This window comes from Methylolobus aquaticus (assembly GCF_054172105.1).
In genome coordinates, this window is the sequence record NZ_JBSYXP010000005.1 from 1 (window position 1) to 18,218 (window position 18,218).

General features: G+C 65.5%; 15 protein-coding genes. 11 read left to right on the plus strand and 4 right to left on the minus strand.

Features of this window, described 5'->3' with window-relative positions; translation table 11 throughout:
- Positions 1-277 precede the first annotated feature (277 nt).
- From ACW73L_RS07815 to ACW73L_RS07830, 4 genes are read right to left on the minus strand one after another with little or no spacing between them, the layout of a single operon-like run.
- Positions 278-1,087: a formylmethanofuran dehydrogenase subunit C gene (locus ACW73L_RS07815; protein WP_498921171.1), complete on the minus strand. Its 810-nt coding sequence runs from the start codon at positions 1,085-1,087 to the stop codon at positions 278-280.
- A gap of 45 nt (positions 1,088-1,132) precedes the next feature.
- Entirely contained in the window at positions 1,133-2,029 is an 897-nt protein-coding gene (gene fhcD, locus ACW73L_RS07820; protein WP_498921172.1) for a formylmethanofuran--tetrahydromethanopterin N-formyltransferase, read from the minus strand.
- Complete coding sequence (locus tag ACW73L_RS07825) at positions 2,026-3,693, minus strand: formylmethanofuran dehydrogenase subunit A (protein WP_498921173.1); 1,668 nt, start codon at positions 3,691-3,693, stop codon at positions 2,026-2,028. The genes fhcD and ACW73L_RS07825 overlap by 4 nt, the downstream gene beginning before the upstream one ends.
- 18 nt (positions 3,694-3,711) lie before the next feature.
- On the minus strand, positions 3,712-4,992 hold the full coding sequence (locus ACW73L_RS07830; protein WP_498921174.1) for a formylmethanofuran dehydrogenase subunit B: 1,281 nt from the start codon (positions 4,990-4,992) through the stop codon (positions 3,712-3,714).
- Between the two features lie 301 nt (positions 4,993-5,293).
- Here ACW73L_RS07830 and ACW73L_RS07835 point away from each other — a divergent pair, with 301 nt between their 5' ends.
- The 11 genes from ACW73L_RS07835 to ACW73L_RS07885 all read left to right on the plus strand — a co-directional run bounded on the left by ACW73L_RS07835 (position 5,294) and on the right by ACW73L_RS07885 (position 18,180).
- Positions 5,294-6,376, plus strand: coding sequence for a beta-ribofuranosylaminobenzene 5'-phosphate synthase family protein (locus tag ACW73L_RS07835; RefSeq protein WP_498921175.1), 1,083 nt, complete (start codon positions 5,294-5,296; stop codon positions 6,374-6,376).
- A gap of 72 nt (positions 6,377-6,448) precedes the next feature.
- On the plus strand, positions 6,449-7,561 hold the full coding sequence (locus ACW73L_RS07840; RefSeq protein ID WP_498921556.1) for an ATP-grasp domain-containing protein: 1,113 nt from the start codon (positions 6,449-6,451) through the stop codon (positions 7,559-7,561).
- A gap of 67 nt (positions 7,562-7,628) precedes the next feature.
- Positions 7,629-8,630 carry a methenyltetrahydromethanopterin cyclohydrolase gene (gene mch, locus ACW73L_RS07845; protein WP_498921176.1) on the plus strand — a complete coding sequence of 334 codons (1,002 nt, stop codon included), beginning with the start codon at positions 7,629-7,631 and terminating at the stop codon, positions 8,628-8,630.
- A 3-nt stretch (positions 8,631-8,633) separates the two neighbouring features.
- Entirely contained in the window at positions 8,634-9,554 is a 921-nt protein-coding gene (locus ACW73L_RS07850; RefSeq protein ID WP_498921177.1) for an ATP-grasp domain-containing protein, read from the plus strand.
- The gene (locus ACW73L_RS07855) at positions 9,551-10,474 is read left to right on the plus strand and encodes a triphosphoribosyl-dephospho-CoA synthase (RefSeq protein ID WP_498921178.1); all 924 of its coding nucleotides are present in this window, start codon (positions 9,551-9,553) and stop codon (positions 10,472-10,474) included. Before ACW73L_RS07850 ends, ACW73L_RS07855 begins: the two co-directional genes overlap by 4 nt.
- A gap of 76 nt (positions 10,475-10,550) precedes the next feature.
- On the plus strand, positions 10,551-11,063 hold the full coding sequence (gene fae / locus ACW73L_RS07860) for a formaldehyde-activating enzyme (RefSeq protein WP_129883485.1): 513 nt from the start codon (positions 10,551-10,553) through the stop codon (positions 11,061-11,063).
- Between the two features lie 203 nt (positions 11,064-11,266).
- Positions 11,267-12,313, plus strand: coding sequence for an ATP-grasp domain-containing protein (locus ACW73L_RS07865; protein ID WP_498921179.1), 1,047 nt, complete (start codon positions 11,267-11,269; stop codon positions 12,311-12,313).
- Positions 12,303-13,352: a hydantoinase/oxoprolinase family protein gene (locus tag ACW73L_RS07870; RefSeq protein ID WP_498921180.1), complete on the plus strand. Its 1,050-nt coding sequence runs from the start codon at positions 12,303-12,305 to the stop codon at positions 13,350-13,352. Before ACW73L_RS07865 ends, ACW73L_RS07870 begins: the two co-directional genes overlap by 11 nt.
- The gene (gene pabB / locus ACW73L_RS07875) at positions 13,349-14,767 is read left to right on the plus strand and encodes an aminodeoxychorismate synthase component I (RefSeq protein ID WP_498921181.1); all 1,419 of its coding nucleotides are present in this window, start codon (positions 13,349-13,351) and stop codon (positions 14,765-14,767) included. Before ACW73L_RS07870 ends, pabB begins: the two co-directional genes overlap by 4 nt.
- On the plus strand, positions 14,754-15,365 hold the full coding sequence (locus ACW73L_RS07880) for an amino acid kinase family protein (RefSeq protein ID WP_139559051.1): 612 nt from the start codon (positions 14,754-14,756) through the stop codon (positions 15,363-15,365). Before pabB ends, ACW73L_RS07880 begins: the two co-directional genes overlap by 14 nt.
- 25 nt (positions 15,366-15,390) lie before the next feature.
- Positions 15,391-18,180 (plus strand): sensor domain-containing protein, encoded by a 2,790-nt coding sequence (locus ACW73L_RS07885; protein WP_498921182.1) that lies wholly within the window; start codon positions 15,391-15,393, stop codon positions 18,178-18,180.
- Positions 18,181-18,218 lie beyond the last annotated feature (38 nt).

The following is an 18,218-nucleotide window of genomic DNA, read 5'->3' on the forward strand; positions in this document are numbered from 1 at the left end:
TCGCGCCAAGCCCAAGGCCCCCCGATCCTTCGGGTGGAGCGCAGTCTAGTCAGCACCCCCGTGGGTGTCAAGAAAAAAGTGCGACAGAATGCCGCAGGTGTGAGCTGGGTGCGTAAAGGGACGAAAGCCCGTTGCAGGAACACCAAAGAATCGCGATTGAGGACACACGGACGCGCGGCGTCACGGCCCCTTGAGCCCGCGGGAAGCGACGGCGCGAAGTCGGCGAAAGTGGGTTCGGAGCGGAGGACGGACCGCGATGGCGAACGCTGTCGTGAGGCTATTGGACGATGAGGATCTCGCCTTTGCCGTTGGCAGCGAGGTCTCCGGCATACCGCTGGACACGCTGGCAGATTCCGAACGCGCTGGAGCCGAGCCCGACAAAGCTGCGCAGCAGCAGCGGCAGGAATCCGAGCGTGTGAAGACCGCAGTCATTGAACGTGGGTGGCACGCTGCCCGGAGCACTGAAGAGCAGCAGGGTGCCTCGTTTCATCGCGTAGCCGGGGTGAGCGCCGACGCGCCCCTTGACGGCGATTGTGCCCGCCACCATGCGCGAGCCCAGATATTCGCCGGCGTCGCCCTCGATCAGGATCACGCCACGGCGCATGTGATCGCCGACCCGCGCGCCGGCACACCCCCTGACGATGACTGAACCGCCCGCCATACCCTTGCGATTGCCCGGCAATGCGCCGCCGAGCCAATCCCCGGCATTGCCCTCGACCAGGATCGCGCCGCGTCGCATCTCGGCCGCGCAGAAGAGGCCCACACTGCCCGTCACACTGAGCCTACCGCCCTTCATCTGCAGACCGACATAGGCACCGGCGGGACCTTCGACACGGATCTCGCCCTGGGTCATACCTCTTCCGACATAATCCAGCTTCTCGGAACCGCCGCGGAAGATCACGCCGGGATCGCCCTGACCCACCTCGAAATCGAACAACTCCTCCACGGCAAGCGTTCGGTTCCCGTAGTGCAGCGGGATCGCACCGATCTGGTCCGGCCCCAGCGGAGCGAGCGCCTCGGGAATCAGCGGCGACACGTCGAGGCGCTGCCGGAGAGCGGCCTTCAAGACAAAAGTGACGGCACTCATCTGCTGCATCCTGAAAGACAAGGTTTGCGACCGGCGGACGTCGGGCTAGGCCATGATTTCCCGAAGGGGAAACAGGAACGGACCGAGCTTGCCGCCGTAGTTGCCCGCACTGATGCGCCGCACGCCGTTCGCGGCACCCAGCGCGCAGACCGCCTCGATACCCAGGCGCATCGCGCGCCGGATATCCTGGTCGGACAAGCCGTCGATGACGATCTCCATCACCGACTCGATCTCCGGCGACAGGGCCGTTACGGTCTGGCCCTTCAAGGTCGGACAGAACGCATCGTTGGTCGACGCGTTGAGCGCCTTGTAGCGTGAACCGACCTTGGAGCCGGACCGGACGACACCGCCCGGAAAGGGCATGATCACGTTGGGGACGGTCTTCATCGCGGCGATGGCCGCCTCGCAGGCCGCCAGGGCCTGGGCCTGCGATTCGGCCAGGATGAGGAAATTACCTCCTCCGACGGCAGGCACAACACCGGTGGTTTCGTCGCACAGAAACTCGCCGTCCATGACGGGGATACGCCAGTAGCGGCGCCCTCCGATCCGCTTCGATATCTGGAAGCCATCGCCGAAGAAGCGGAGGTTCTTGCCCAGAGGGATCTTGTCGCCGTCGTGGATGCCTGCAAACAAGGCCGATGTCGGAGAGGTCAGGACACACTGCCCGGCTCGCGTTTCGACCTGTTTCGCGAGACCCTTGCCGCCCATCGCGAAGATCAGGGCCGACACCCCCGGCCGGCCGTCCGGCGTGTCCGCGGGGTCCAGTTCGCGCTCGATTCCGGCCTCGCAGCCGCAGGCAATGACGGAGGTGGCAAAGCCGGTCATCGCGTTGGCTGCGTGGTAGGCCCAGCGTTGATTGAGCGCGGTGATGATGACGCGCGTGGCCTTCATCGGAAAGGCTTCCGCGAAGGTGTCGTCGATGGCGACGCCATTGATGATCATGAGCGCCCCCCCGTCCGACAGGGGTGGATAAGGATCTTGCTGCGACCGTCGCCCTCGAGCTCCCAGTCGCTAATCGGGAAATTGTCGACATGCATCGTGAGGTACCGGTCGAAGTAGTCCTTCAGCCGCCCTTCGATGCTTCGATCGTATTCCGGCCGGATGGTATGGACGTTGCCCCAGACGACGTTGACGATCATGCCGTGATCGACCACCAATTCACCATCCTTGAACACATAGTCCGGCGCTTCGAACATCTTTTCGACATCATCCTGCGGCCTGTACACGGTGATGTCCGCACCAGCCCCGGCACCGAGGTGACCACGGTCCGACAGCCCCAGGAGTCGCGCGGCACCGGCCCGCGTCATGATGGCGATTTCGTACAGGCTGTATTCACGCTGGAGCGAGCCGAGGTTGCTCAAAGCCGCCGCGTCGGGATTGATCGTCGCCAGCGTGTCGTTGCGGAAACTGCGATCCATCAGCAGCTTGATCAGATGCGGGTAACTCGTGAACGGTGCACCATTCGGGTGATCGGTGGTCAGGAATACTCGCCACGGATCCTCGACCATCAGGAACACTTCGAGCCCGATGCACCATTGCAGCGCATTGACGAAGTTCTGGTCGCGGTATTTGAAGGGCACGACGCCGCAACCGGCATCGCACTCGATGTCCATGCACACCCATTTGGCGGGATTCGCGTGGCCCGCGTTCGCGTGCTGGCGCATCGAATCGCCGGAAGCGGTGACGGTGGCACCGAACAGAATCTGCCCGACGTCGACGGTGATGTTCTTGTTGGCGTTGACGGCCTCGGCAATCCGCGCGGCCCCAGACGAGAATTTGCGATCGCCTTCGGTGCCGTAACTGTGAAACTGCACATGCGTCAGATGCATCGGCAACCCTTCGATGCCGGCGATCGTGTTGAGGGTCGTGTCGACGTTCCCCGGCACGCCGAGATTGCAGCCGTGGACATGCAGCGGATGAGGCACGCCGAGTTCGTGTACGGCACGCGCCAGCGACTGCAAGATCTGTCGCGGCGTCACGCCGTAATAGGTGTGATCCTCGTCCAGGTCCAGCTTGCGCTGATTGAACTTGAAGGCGCTGATGCCGCCGGGGTTTACGACTTTGACACCGATGCACTGACTGGATCGGATCGTCCAGGCGACGTAGTCGTTGATCAGGCGCTGATCGGCCCCGGACGACAGCAGACGCAGGAAGAAATCGTCACTGCCCAGCATCACGTAGCCGCCGACGTCCATCAGCGGCACGTCGGCCATCTCCATATGCGCCTGACGGGCATTGATCGGCAGCACCGCGGGCTCGAACCCGGCGGTATAGCCCATCTCCGCGTAGCGGTAACCGGTGGTCAGCGTGGACGGAGCGGCATGTCCGCAGCCACCGCGCATGAGTCCTTCGCGCATCGCCGGATCTCCGCGATGATCCTCCGGCAGCAGCGTGCGCGCGATCGTGACCTTACCGCCACCGATATGGGTGTGCATGTCGATCGCGCCGGCCATGACGATCCGGCCGCTGAGGTCATAGACCTTGTCGGGGGTGTCACCGCCCGGTCCGTCGACGATGCGGCCATCGCGGATGAAGATGTCGCGCACCACCCCGTCCTGCCCGTGTGCCGGATCGTAAACCTTGCCGCCGGCCAGCTTTGTCAACATGTTATCGGCCCTCTCCGGTCACAACGCATCGAGCGCGTTTTCGATGCCCTGCAGTACCGCCTGCGCAGACGGCAACCCGGACTCCCGCAGCTTATATAAAGGCATGGCTACGACGCTGTCGCAGCGATAAGCGTGCCCGACATGGTCGATGCCGGGCGTGCCGACCGGAATGAAGACCTCCGGTTCGCGTTCGCAGCGCATGCCCGAACGGGCGATCACGATCGTGGGGACGTCGGTCACCGGAAGCGGCAGAGTCGACAGGCTGGCCACCCAGACCAGCAGATCCGCTTCACCGGAGGCCAGCAACCGATCCGTGCCGAACAGGAAGGGATCGAACTCGGGGTAACCTCGCGCAAAGCTGACGCGCGTCGGATAACCGGTTTGCCAGGCGCAAACCTGGGCGGCCGTCTTGTCGCCGTTTTGGCCACCCAGCGGAAGCACACCGCTGCGGGTCGTTTCATTCAACACCACGACCAACTGACACAGTTGCTGCACCGTCAGATCGGCATTGGGAAAATCGAGTTGACCCGCCGCCCAGGTGACCACGCTGTAACTGGCATTCTTCAGCCGCTCCACGACCTTTTGCAGGTCGCCGATAGCCAGGCCTCCGATCTCGCTCGCCTGCAAGCGCGCACCGCGCGCGAGGGCGGATAGGGCCGCTGCCACGTCCGGCCAGCTTTCGGACGGGCAGGGCAGCACCCAGGGGGCCCGGCCATCCGGGGCATAAGCCGCGCGGCCGCTGGGTTCCCGGCCTATATAGATGACTTCGCGCGTCGCGGGATCCTGCCCGAACAGGGTTTCGCTATTCCAGACGAAGCGCTCGAAAAAGCGGGGAAAACCGTCCTCGATGTCGGTACCGAACACGACCAGCACATCGGCACGATTCTTGACTTCGCCCAGCGTAGTCGCCATCCAGCCCGAATCGGCCACCACGAGCAGGTTGCGCAAGCTCGGTTCGGAGCGCTTCTGATCGAACACACCGCGGCAACGATCGATCAGCGACAAGGCAGCACGCGTGTCGTTGACATCGGTTCCGAAGCCGCTGAAGACGGGGTAATGACTCCGGCTGATCAGTTCGGCGGCACGGGCACACGCCTCGTCCAGGGAACACTCGACTCCCGCCACACGGGGCTTCAACGCCTCGACGGGGAGTTCGAACGCCGGCGTGGTGACCGCGTCACCGTTCGCGACGACCCGCACGTCCAGCCCGGACACCTGGATCTGTAGATCGTCAGACGCGATACCACAGAAGGGGCTCGGCACGTTCGACCGAATTTCCACGCTGACCTGATCGCTCATCACCTACCTCAGAATGGATCTACCGGCGGCTGATCGTCGTCCGGGCGGCGCCGGAAGACCCACTGGCCCCGTCGGACTGCGCGCGCCCCGCCGCAGCGGCGGAAGTGTTGGACGGCGCGATATAAACGGCGCAAGCATAGGGGAAACGGCGGTGAACTTTCAACTTGCGCACCGGCACCCGACCGAAGACGCGGGCCGCTGCAGGTCGACAAATCCAGCCACAATCGACTAGCATCGCGGGCCTTACTTTTTTCGCGCCAGCAACCCCACTGCCATGCGCCCCGACCTCGATGCCTGATCCGTGACCACGGCACCCCACCGCAATTGGCCACCGAGCGAAGTCTCGATCCGGGCCCCCGCGCGCCTGCACATGGGATTTCTCGACCCCAGTGGAGCCGCCGGACGCGTGTTCGGCAGCATCGGCGTCAGCCTGAACGAGGTCGCGACCTGCATCACGCTCCGCCCGTCCGATCACCTGGCAACCCCACCGGCCTATCGCGAGCGGTGCCTGGCCATCGCGCGACGGGTTTCGGACGCACTGGGCCTGGCGGTCGCTGCGGAGATCGCCATCGATGCCGCAATACCGGAACACGTCGGTCTCGGGTCGGGCACACAGTTCGCGCTCGCGCTCGCACTGGGACTGCATCGCCTCTACGGAGCCGAGCCTACGGTGCGCGAGGTCGCTCACCTGATTGGCCGCGGACGCCGTTCCGGGGTTGGCATCGCCGCCTTCGAAAACGGCGGCTTCATTGTCGACGGCGGGCACGGCGCGCACACCGTCACGCCGCCCCTCCTCGCTCGCTTCGATTTCCCCGAGGACTGGCGCTTCATCCTCGTATTCGATCGCCGCGGAGGCGGCCTCCACGGTGAAGCGGAACTGGCAGCGTTCAGAACCCTGCCGCCATTCCCGGCAACCGAGGCCGCCCGGATCTGCCATCACGTCCTGCTGCGCGCCTTGCCGGCGCTGTGTGAACGCGATCTCGCCGCATTTGGCGGCGTCATCAGCGATGTTCAGCGCTCGATCGGCGACTATTTCAGTCCGGCCCAAGGCGGCCGGTTCACCAGCCCGGACGTGGCCGAAGCGCTGGATTGGCTGCAATCCCGACAGGCCGTGGGCATCGGCCAGACATCCTGGGGCCCGACCGGCTTCTGCCTCGCGGCGAGTCCGGAGCGGGCACGGCATCTGGCGGACGAGGCGCGACAGCACTTCCGGGAGCGACCGCACCTGGAGTTCCTGGTCGCCAGCGCAAGAAATCAGGGCGCGGAAATTCGGGTCGAGCCATTGCCGGACGGCGAGCCTAACCGCCGCGACCGTGTTTCGGCGTCGCAAGCAGCGGAACCCGGCGAAGTGAGCGGCGCAACGAACGCCGTCTGCGACCGCTGATGATCCCTGCCGTCCGATTCCCTGACGCGACGAGCGACGTCTCTGAACACCTATCCCGCAGCGGTCTTGCTGGTGGGCGTCTCGGTGCGGATGCTGGCGCAGTCCTGCTCGCGGGCCGGCATCGATGCCCTGGCACTGGACTGGTTCGCCGACACCGACACCATCGCCTGCAGCCGGGCCTGCGCCGCCATCGGTGCTGCCGACCGGCCCGACTTCGACCCGGAGCGGCTCCTTGCCGAGAGTGAGCGCCTCGCACCCTGCGGTTCCGGCACCCCGCTGGTGACCGCGGGCGGCTTCGACAGCCGTCCCGAACTGCTGGAAGCCCTGATCGTCGGACGCCGCCTGTACGGCAATGCGCCCGATACGCTGCGCCGCATCAAGACACCAGGGCATTTCTTCGGACTGCTAGACGAGCTGGGCATTCCCTATCCTGCGACCCAGCTCGACGCGGCGACCACTACCACCGCACCCGACCCAGGCCCGGGCCGCTGGCTCATCAAGCATCGAGCCAGCGAGGGCGGGATCGGCGTGCAGTTCTTCACTCCCGCGCGGGCCATCCCTCCCGACTGCTATCTTCAGCAACACCTCGAGGCGCCGGCCCACTCGCTATTGTTCCTGGCCAACGGCACCGACATCGCGCCCGTGGGCTTCAATCGGCTGCTGACCGCCGGGCACCGCCGGGACCGCCCCATGCTGTTCGGCGGCGCCCTGACCCCGACCACGCTGCCGCCCACGCAACGGCGAGCGGTCTGCCGATACGCGCGGGACCTGACGCGGGCCCTGGGGCTGGTCGGTCTGAACAGCCTTGACTTCATCCACCATGGGGGGCAATGCCACGTGCTCGAGCTCAACCCCCGCCCTAGCGCCACGCTATGCCTTCATGACCCGAGTTTTCGCCAGGGTCTGCTTGCAGCGCACCTCGACGCCTGCCGCGGGTCACTGCCCGCCGCTTCCGTTACGCACGCCTCTCCGCGCGGCTTCCGGATCGTGTATGCCGAGCGGCAAGGCCGCATCCCGCCCGGAATCAACTGGCCGGACTGGGCTGCCGACCGACCCTCCCCCGGCAACGTACTGTCTGTCGGCGACCCGCTCTGCAGCGTGTCGGCCTCGGCGGCCTCGCTACCCGTCCTGGAAAGACGGCTTTTCACCCGCGAACGGCTTATCCGCGCGGCGCTGATGCTTTAATATCGCGCCCATTCGACCGCCCGGCGCCGCTGCCCAGGCGCAAGACTCAGCCCAATCGAGGACCATCATGCCAAACACACCCAGCGTCAATGCCTATGCATTGCCGATCGTCAAATACCTGATCACCCGTGCCGACATGCTTCGGCTGGGCATCGAACGCTTCGCCAACGGCAGCACCTTGATCGATGCGGGCATCGGTGCGCGCGGCGGCCTCGAAGCCGGCCGACTGATCACCGAAATCTGCATGGGCGGCCTGGGGCGGGTCACACTGAGCCACGCCAGTGCCACACCGAACTGGCCGTTGACCGTGCATGTACACAGCACGAATCCCGTCATCGCCTGCCTCGGCAGCCAGTACGCCGGCTGGAGCTTGTCGCACGGCCAGGGCAAGGGCAAGGGCGCATTCTTCGCGCTCGGCTCCGGACCGGCGCGGGCGATGGCGACGAAGACCAAAGAAGGTCGTGAAGAGTCGGTCGAGGAGCTCTACAAGGAGCTCGGCTATCGCGATCGCGCCGAAGAGACGACGATCGTCATGGAAGTCGACAAACTGCCGCCGGTCGAAGTCATCGACAAGATCGCCGCCGCCTGCAAGGTCGAGCCGCAGAACCTGACCGTCATCCTGACGCCGACCAGCAGCCTCGCCGGTGGCATGCAGGTCGTCGGGCGCGTACTGGAAGTGGCACTGCACAAGGCTCATGCGCTGCATTTTCCACTGGAAAACATCGTCGACGGCGCTGCCTCGGCGCCGGTCCCTCCGCCCCATCCGAATTTCATCAAGGCGATGGGACGCACCAATGACGCCATCCTGTTCGGCGGGCAGGCGCATTTGTTCGTCCGCGGCGACGACACGGCGGCCGAGGCACTGGCCAACGAGCTGCCAAGCTCCGTGTCGCGCGATTACGGCAAACCGTTTGCCGAGGTATTCAAGGAATACAACTACGACTTCTTCAAGGTCGACCCGATGCTGTTCAGCCCAGCCAGCGTGATCGTCACGGCGATCGAAACCGGGCGCAGCTTCCACGCGGGACGCATCGACGAGGAACTGCTCGAACGCTCGTTCGGAGACTGACGGGTGCCGCGTCGCGTCGCGATCTTCACCGAAGATCCCGGTTGGCATGGAGCGCGGATCCGGAAGGCCCTCGCGCAGCGCGGCTGCGAAGGGCTCTATGCCTCGCTGACCGGCTGCCGGCTCGCACTCGGCGAAGACCCACTGCCGATCGTCGTGTCGGGCTTCGAAGACCGCCTGCCGGAGGCCGTCTTCGTTCGGGGCGTGCCGGGCGGCTCCTTGGAGGAAGTGACCTTTTTCCTGGATGTGCTGCACGCGCTGAAACTGCTCGGCATCCCGGTGTACAACGATGCCGGCGCCATCGAACGGACCGTGGACAAGGCCATGACGAGCTTTCGCCTGCACCGCGGCGGCATCCCGACGCCGCCGACCTGGACCGTCCGCGACCGCGCACAGGCGGAGGCGATCGCCCGGGCCGAACTCGCCGCAGGCCACGAGGTTGTGTCGAAGCCGCTGTTCGGATCCCAGGGCGAGGGCCTGCGCCGCTATGCGGCAGCCGACGAACTCGGCGAACTCAGCGACAGCAACGGCATCTTTTATTTGCAGCGTTTCGTGGACTCGACGCCGGACGCGCCGCACGACTGGCGCGTGTTCGTGGTCCGCAACAAGGCCGTCGCCGCGATGCGCCGCTGCGGCGTGACCTGGCTCAACAACATCGCCCAGGGCGCTCGCTGCGAGCCCGCGCGCCTCGACGACCTGTTGCTGTGCCGGCTTGCCGAAGACGCCGTGAGGTTGCTGGACATGAACTACGCGGGGGTGGACATCATCCGCGACCGCCACGGCCGTTACTCCGTGCTGGAGGTCAACAGCATTCCCGCGTGGAAGGGCCTGCAGACGGTATCGGACGTCGACATCGCCGGCCTGCTGGTCGATGACCTGCTGGGCCTGTGTGCACCGATGACAGAGCGGGAGGCGACGGCGGTTTGAGAGCGGACGGCACCGTCCTGACGCCCGCAGCCTGCGCAGCCGCCTATCGGGATGCCTGCGAACTCGACCTGCAGGCTTTCAAGCCGGGGAATGTCAGCATCTACGCGGCCGGACACGACATGACCGTCGCCGACTTCCGGCGCAGCGCCGAGGCCAGTGCGCCGCCGCTGGCCGATCCGGCCCTGAGTCTGGGAGAAAGGATCTTCTACGCCATCGAGGCGACCCGGGCAGCCGTCGGCTGCAACACCAACCTGGGGATCGTACTGCTCGCAGCGCCATTGATGCTGGCCGCGCAGACCGTTCGCCCGCGGGAAACACTGCGTGCAGCCGTGATCCGTATCCTGGCCGGAACGACGCGTAACGATGCCGACTGGGCTTTTCGCGCCATCGCGCTGGCGCAGCCCGGAGGGCTGGGACAGGCCGAAATACAGGATGTTCGGGAGCCTCCGACCGTCACCTTGCGGGCGGCGATGGAACTCGCCGCCGGACGCGATCTGATCGCCCGGCAATATGCCAACGGGTATGCAGAGGTTTTTGATTTCGCAATTCCCAGTTATCATACGTGGCTAAGCCGCTGGGGCGATGAAGCCTGGGCAGCGGCGGCTGTCTTTCTGCGGCTTCTGCAACGCCTACCGGACAGCCACATCGAGCGGAAATTTGGAACCCGCCATACCAGGATGGTAGCCGCCAGGATGGCGGAACTCGAAAATGCGTTGTCGGCAGCGGCTTCTCCCGCAGAGGCAGTGGCTTCATTCCAGGCCGTCGATAGCGAATTCAAGGCGAACGGTATCAATCCGGGCACCACAGCCGATCTCACGGTCGCCTGCGTGCTTGCCGTGAAGCTCGGGTGCGCGCAGGCCTTCGCGAATGGGACGGACGATTCGGTCCACCCGCAGTGCGAGGGCACGAAGAAGCCGTGAGACGGGGGTCCCCGGACCCGGACTGGGAGGAGGACCAGGGTGTCGTTTAGTGTGAAAACCATAAGAGGAAATTGAGATGGCGAAGATTAATAAAGTGTTGGTGGGCGAGTCTCTGTTCGGTGGCGGTAACGAAATCGCGCACATCGACCTGATCATGGGACCGCGTGGCAGCGCCGCCGAATCCGCATTCTGCAACTGCATCACCAACAACAAGGACGGCTTCTCGAGCCTCCTCGCCGTGGTCGCACCGAACCTGGCTGCGAAGCCGAGCACGGTCATGTTCAACAAGGTGACCATCAAGAACGGCAAGCAAGCCACGCAGATGTTCGGGCCCGCACAGCGCGGCGTCGCGATGGCCGTCATGGACTGCGTCGAAGACGGCACCATTCCTGCCGACGAAGCGGACGACATCTTCATCTGCGTCGGTGTCTTCATTCACTGGCTGGCCGAAGACGACGCCAAGATCCAGGACTACAACTATGAAGCCACCAAGGAGTCCATCAAGCGCGCCGTAGCCGGCGAGCCGAAGGCTGCCGAGGTCGTTGCGAAGAAGGGCTCCACCGAGCATCCGTTCGCCGCGCACAAGTAAGCGGCCCAGGCCTCTTCCGGAAAGCGTTGCCGCGAGGCTTGCCTCGCGGCAACGCTTTTTGCGTTAGAGGCACCACCATTCCAGGCGCCCCGTGCCGACCGGGCACGCAGCCTGCCTCACAGCTACCGCAACGACGACCCGAACCCTCATCTGAGCACCCCATCGCAATACCATGCCGCGAGCCGCCTCCATCCGCGGCAGCGATGTACCGCGACGAGCGGAACGAACATACCGTGCGCATCCTGCTCCTGGAATACGTGACCGGCGGTGGGCTGACCCCCACACCCTCCATCGCATCGCTGATCGCCGAAGGGCGGTTGATGCGCGACGCGCTACTGACCGACCTCGCCGAGATCCCCGGCACTGCCGTCAGATTCATGCAGCACGCCAGCTTTGAAGATCCCCCCCTCTCGGGTGAATACCCCATCCAACGGGTCAGGGTGGCAGCGGAACAGGTGTTCGAGGACTGCTGGCAAGCCGAGCTGGCGCTGTGCGATGCCGTCTGGCCGATCGCCCCCGAAACCGACGGGCTCCTCGCCCGCCTGTGCCGCGATGCCGAAGCGGCCGGCCGCGTACTGCTGACGGCGCCGGCGGATGCGGTCACCCTGACCGCCAGCAAACTGCGGACCGTCACAGCCTTGCGCGAAGCGGGCATACCGGCCGTCCCGACCGAGGCTGCCGACCCGAGCTTACCCCCGAATCTGCCGTTTCCGATCGTCGTCAAACCGGACGACGGCGCCGGCTGCGCAGGAATCCGGATACTCCGCACCGAGGCCGAATGGTGGGACTGGTCCACATCGACAGGAACAGCCGGCTGGGTCGTACAGCCGCTGGTTGCGGGTGAACACCGCAGCCTTTCGGCCCTTTTCTCTGCTGGACGAGCACAATTGCTCAGCTGCAATGGCCAGCACCTGCGAATGACTGACGGCGGCCTTGAACTCGAAGCCTGCACCGTCAATCTGAAGGAAATCGATTGGGACGCCGCGCAGCGGTTGGCCGCAGCGGTGGCGGCGGCGATCCCGAAACTCTGGGGTTACGCCGGCATCGATTTCATTCAGACCCGAAGAGGGCCCATGGTCCTGGAAGTTAACCCGCGCCTGACCACCTCGTACGTCGGTCTGCGCCCAGCGCTCGGAATCAACGTCGCAAGCCATGTGATCCAACTCTCGCGCACGGGCCGGCTGCCCGCGCCAACGCGGCCGGATGGGCGTAGCGTGCGCATCGAGATCCCCGTACACCATGCGAATTGACAGCGTCGGCTGGGACATCGGCGGCGCCCATCTGAAGGCCGTGGCACTGGACGGCGACGGCCGCATCGCCGGTATCGTGCAGCGCGCGTGCCCGCTCTGGCTGGGACTCGACCAGCTCGAAGCGGCCGTGCTATCGATCGGCGCGGAGTGGCCGCTGACGACGGCACGGGCCCATGCCGTGACGATGACCGGCGAACTGGCCGACAACTTCCCCGACCGGGCGACGGGCGTGCGCGCGGTGCTCGAACGGATGGCAGGCCTTTTCGAGCAACCGTTGCGCGTCTTCGCCGGCACGCCCGAACTGCTCGACAGCCGCACGGTCTCGGCACGGCAACTGCCGCTGATCGCCTCCGCCAACTGGATGGCCAGCGCGATCTGGCTGGCGCAGCGCTACCGGGACGGATTCCTGATCGACATCGGCAGCACGACGACCGATGTGGTCCCGCTGGCAAACGGAGCCGTTCGCAACCGGGGGTATACCGACCACGAACGCTTGCGCTACGATGAATTGGTCTATTTCGGCATCGTGCGCACACCGTTGATGGCTTTTGCGCCCAAGGTACCGTTCGGAGGAGGGTGGGTCGCCCTGATGAATGAGCATTTCGCGACGGCAGCCGACGTGTTTCGGCTCTGCGGGGAACTCCCTGCGCACGCCGACCAATGGCCGGCCGCCGATCAAGGTCCGAAGGATGCCGTCGGCAGCGCCCGCCGCCTCGCCCGGATGGTCGGCTGCGATCTGGATGCCGCTCCGCTGGCCGCATGGGTTAAGTTGGCGGGCTATTTCCGCGAGCGATTGATCGACCGGGTGAAGGCCGCCGTGGAACATCAACCCCTGGCCATGGGCGCCGACGACGAGACCTGGCCGTTGATCGGCGCCGGCACCGGCCGCTTTCTCGTCCGCGCCGTGGCCGAACGCCTGAATCGGCCCTACCGGGACCTCGACACCGAGCTACCCATCAACAGCGGCACATCGCAGTTTGCACTGGCCGATTGCCTGCCCGCCGCGGCCGTCGCGCATCTGGCCCGGGGCCCGGTATGACCGTGCTCCGCCCCCTTATCGAAGCCCTGCCGTATTTCGAGGACAGCGCCGCACTGTTCCTGCCCTGGGCCGACCGCCGCTGGGCCGCCTTTCTCGACAGCGGCTTCCCGCATAGTCACCTCGGCCGCTACGACATCATCACGGCGGAGCCTTATTGCACGCTGGTGACACGCGGAGCGCTGACCGAAATCCGCCAGGGTGCCGAGATCCTGTTGTCGCGCGACGATCCGTTCACGCTGGTGCGGGAACGCCTGACCGGACCGGCCTCCACCGAAACCGCCGGCCTCCCGTTCAGTGGCGGCGCGCTGGGCTATTTCGGCTATGACCTGGGCCGGCGCATCGAACGCCTGCCGGACCGCGCCGCGGACCGGGAGAACATACCCGAGATGGTAATCGGGCTCTACGACTGGGCCGTCGTGGTCGACCATCTGCAGCGACAGAGCTGGCTGGTGGCGCAGGGACGCGACCCCGCCACGACGACGCGGTGGCCCCACTTGCTCCGCAGTTTCAGTCAGATCCAGACGCTGGGCTGGCAGCAGGCAGGCTTCGCCGTCACGGGCCCCGTCGAGGCCGAAATGACGCAGCAGCGCTACCGGTCCGCGTTTGACCGCATCCAGCGCTACATCCGCGAAGGCGACTGCTATCAGGTCAACCTGACCCAGCGGTTCGCGGCGCAATGTCGCGGCAATCCCTGGGCGGCATATCAGGCCCTGCGGCAGATCAATCCGGCCCCGTTCAGTGCCTTTCTGAACCTGCCGCAAGTGCAGGTGCTCAGCTCCTCGCCCGAGCGGTTTCTGAAGGTTTCCGGCGGCACGATCGAGACGAAGCCGATCAAGGGTACGCGGCCCCGCGGGCGCACCCCCGAAGCGGATCAGGCCGAACGGGAGCAACTGCAGTGGAGCCTCAAGGACCGCGCCGAAAACCTGATGATCGTCGATCTTCTGCGCAACGACCTCGGCAAGGCCTGCCTGCCCGGTACCGTGCGCGTGCCGCGGCTGTTCGAGATCGAAAGCTACGCGACGGTGCATCATCTCGTCAGTACGATCACCGGACAGATGCGGCCGGATCAACATGCGCTGGATCTGTTGCGGGGCTCCTTCCCTGGTGGCTCCATCACCGGCGCGCCGAAGATTCGGGCCATGGAGATCATCGAGGAACTCGAACCCTGCCGCCGCGGCATCTACTGCGGCGCGATCGGCTACGTCGGCTTCGATGGCAACATGGACACGAACATCGCAATCCGCACACTGGTACATTCCGAGCACACGATCCGGTTCTGGGCCGGCGGCGGCATCGTCGCAGACTCGGACCCCGGCCTCGAGTATCAGGAATGCTTCCACAAGGCGGCGGCGCTGCTGCAGCTGCTCGAACACTTCCAGATCCGCCAGGCCGGCGGCGGCCGTGCGTGTCGTTAAGCTCGGCGGAAGTCTCGCCGACTGGCCGGAATTGCCCACCTGCCTGAAGGGCCTCGCGGACCACGGCTGCGTCATCGTACCGGGGGGCGGTCCGTTTGCCGACCAGGTCCGCGAGGCCCAGCACCGGTGGCGATTCGACAACCGGACAGCACATGACATGGCGCTGCTGGCCATGGCGCAGTTCGGACGGATGCTGGCCGGACTGGAGCCGCGACTGGCGACCGCCAGCGTCCCTCCCGACCTTCTGCCCGCCATCGCCCAGGGGCGCAGCGTCATCTGGCTGCCCGACCCGGCGGCCGAAGATCTCCAGGCACTGCCCGCTTCCTGGGACGTCACCTCGGACACGCTCGCGGCATGGCTGGCGCGGCGCATCGGCGCGACCGAACTGGTACTGGTGAAATCGGCGGCGGTTCCGCCGGGCGAATCCGACCTCGCCCGACTGTCGGCCGCCGGGCTGGTGGACCGGGCTTTTCCCGACTTCGCCGCCGACAGCGCCTGTGCGTCATGGATCTGCCACCGCGAGCACTACCAACGCCTGAGGGACCCGTTGCGCGATGCGCCTGGGCTTTGGCGTGTCGGGCCGACGGCCCGGAACTGAAGCGCGACATCACCGCAGGGAAGCCATGACCGGAACAGAATCTCCCGACTACCGGCAACTGCTGGAAAACCTCGGCGACGCATTCGTCGCCACCGACCTGTCGGGGCACATACAGCGCTACAACGCGAACTATCGGCAAATGCTCGGCTATTCGGACGACGAACTGGCCAACCTGAGTTGCCGCGAGATCACCCCCGACCACTGGCATGCGCTGGAAGCCGAGATCATTCAGTCTCAAGTCCTGACCCGCGGCTATTCCAACGTCTACCAGAAAGAATATCGCCGCAAGGATGGCACGGTCTTTCCGGTGGAACTGCGCGCGCTGCTGAGCCGCGACGAAGCCGGACAGCCCACTGGCATGTGGGCCATCGTCCGCGACATCTCGGACCGCAAACGCGCGGAACGTGAACTGAACGATGCCCTCCGCTTCTTCCGGGCAGTCATCGCCTCGCTGCAGGATGGGTTTTCGCTGATCGACCCCCACGGCATCCATCTCGACGTCAACGAGGCCCTGTGCCGGATGACCGGTTTCGCGCGCGAGGAATTGATCGGCACCGGCCCGCCGCACCCCTATTGGCCGCCGGAATGTTACGAGGAGATCGGCCGCGCCCTCCGTCAGACCCTGGAACGGCAGCCGCGCGAATTCGAACTGACCTTCATGCGGAAGAGCGGCGAGCGCTTTCCGGTGATCGTGACCCCGTCCGCGCTGCTGGATGAGGCGGGGGAAATCAGCGCCTACCCCAGCACGATCAAGGACATCAGCGAGCGGAAGCGGGTCGAGGCCGCGCTGCATGAAAGGACGCGCGAACTCGAACACTATTTCACCCATGCCGAAGACCTGCTGCTGATCACCGACACCGACGGCTGCATCCGACGACTCAATCCCCAGTGGGAAAAGACGCTCGGCTATCGTCTCGACGAACTCGTCGCACACCACTTCCTTGATCTGGTCCATCCCGATGACGTCGCCGCAACCCTGGAGGCAGCGGCAACCCTGGATGCCACGGGATCCGTCTACCAGTTCAGGAACCGATGCCGCCACAAGGACGGCAGCTATCGGTGTTTCGAATGGACCGGAACCGCGCGCGAGAGCGAACTGATCATTGCAACCGCCCGCGACGTGACGGCCCGCCTTCAGACCGAGCAGGCCCTGCTGCAGGCCGCTGCGGTATTCGAGAACACCCGCGACGGGGTCGCAATCACCGATGCCGAGGAGCGCATCGTCAACGTCAATCGTGCCTTCACCGAACTGACCGGGTACACGAAGCAGGACGCGCTCGGGAAAACCCACCGCCTGCTGAAGTCGGGCCGCCACGGAGCCAAGTTCTATGCCGCGATGTGGAAAGCCCTCGACAAGAGCGGACACTGGCAGGGGGAGATCTGGAACCGGCGCAAGTCCGGGGAACTCTTTCCCGAATTGCTGACGATCAACGCCATTCGTGACGCCAACGGGGTTCGGACCGGCTACGTCGGCATCTTTTCGGACATTTCGTCCTTGAAGGCGGATCAGGCACGACTCGAGCGCCTCGCCCACCATGATCCGCTCACGGGGCTAATCAATCGCCGCCTGCTGCTGGACCGTATCGAACATGCCCTGCAGGGCGTGGAACGCATCGGCGAAACCGGCGCGCTGCTGCTGATCGACCTCGACCACTTCAAGGACGTCAACGACCGTCTCGGGCATGCAGCGGGAGACGACCTGCTGCAACAGGTGGCCCGCCGCTTTACCCACCGGCTGCGAAAATCGGACACCTTCGCGCGTCTGGGCGGCGATGAGTTCGCCGTGATGCTCGAACCCCCGATGAGCGCGCCGATCGCGGCGTTCATCGCTCAGGAACTACTCGACGCCCTGAGCGGGGAGATTGCGCTCCGTTCGGGCGACGTCGTCGACATCGGCGCGAGCATCGGCGTCGCGCTGTTTCCGGAACATGGCCGATCCGTGGCCGACGTCATGCACCACGCCGACGTCGCGCTGTACCAGGCCAAGCGCGAAGGGCGCAACGTTTTCCGATTCTTCAGCGAAGAGCTGACGCTCCAGGCGCGGGAACAGGGCCAGATGGAACAGCGCCTGCGCGAAGCACTGCAGAGTGACCGCTTCGCACTGCACTATCAGCCCCAGCTCGAAGTCGGCAGCAACCGGATTATCGGCGTAGAAGCGCTGGTCCGTTGGCTCGATCCGGTCGACGGCCTGATCCTGCCGGGACAGTTCCTCGCCCTCAGCGAAAAGACGCGGCTGATCGTACCGCTGGGCGACTGGGTGCTTCGCACCGCCTGCCGGCAGGTGCAGGCCTGGGCACGGGAGGGCCTGCCCCCGATGCCGCTGGCCGTCAACCTGTCAGGACTGCAGGCGGCGCGTTCGGACACGGCGAGCCGGATCCTGGAAATCCTGACCGAAACCGGCCTGGCCCCGCAGTTGCTGGAGCTCGAAATCGCCGAAGGAACGCTGAACGAGGATCCATCGGGCGAATGCGAACTGTTCGTCCGGGTCCGGAACCTCGGCATCAGGCTGGCTCTGGACGATTTCGGGACCGGTTGTTCCTCCCTCAGCCGGCTACAGCGCTATCCCATCAGTACGCTGAAAATCGACCGGCGGTTCATCGCCGGCCTGCCCATCGACCCCGCAGCCGTGCAAATCACGAAATCCATCATCGCACTGGCGCGGGAGTTCGGCTTTCGCACCGTGGCCGAAGGGGTCGAGACGCAGGCACAGCTCGACTTCCTCGCGAGCCACGGCTGCGACGCCTGGCAAGGTTATCTGTTCAGTCCGCCGCTGCCGGCCGAGGAATTCGCGGAACGCTATCGGGGAAACAGCTGAACGCGCCCGTCGCCGACGCGCCGGGGAATCGGCGCCGC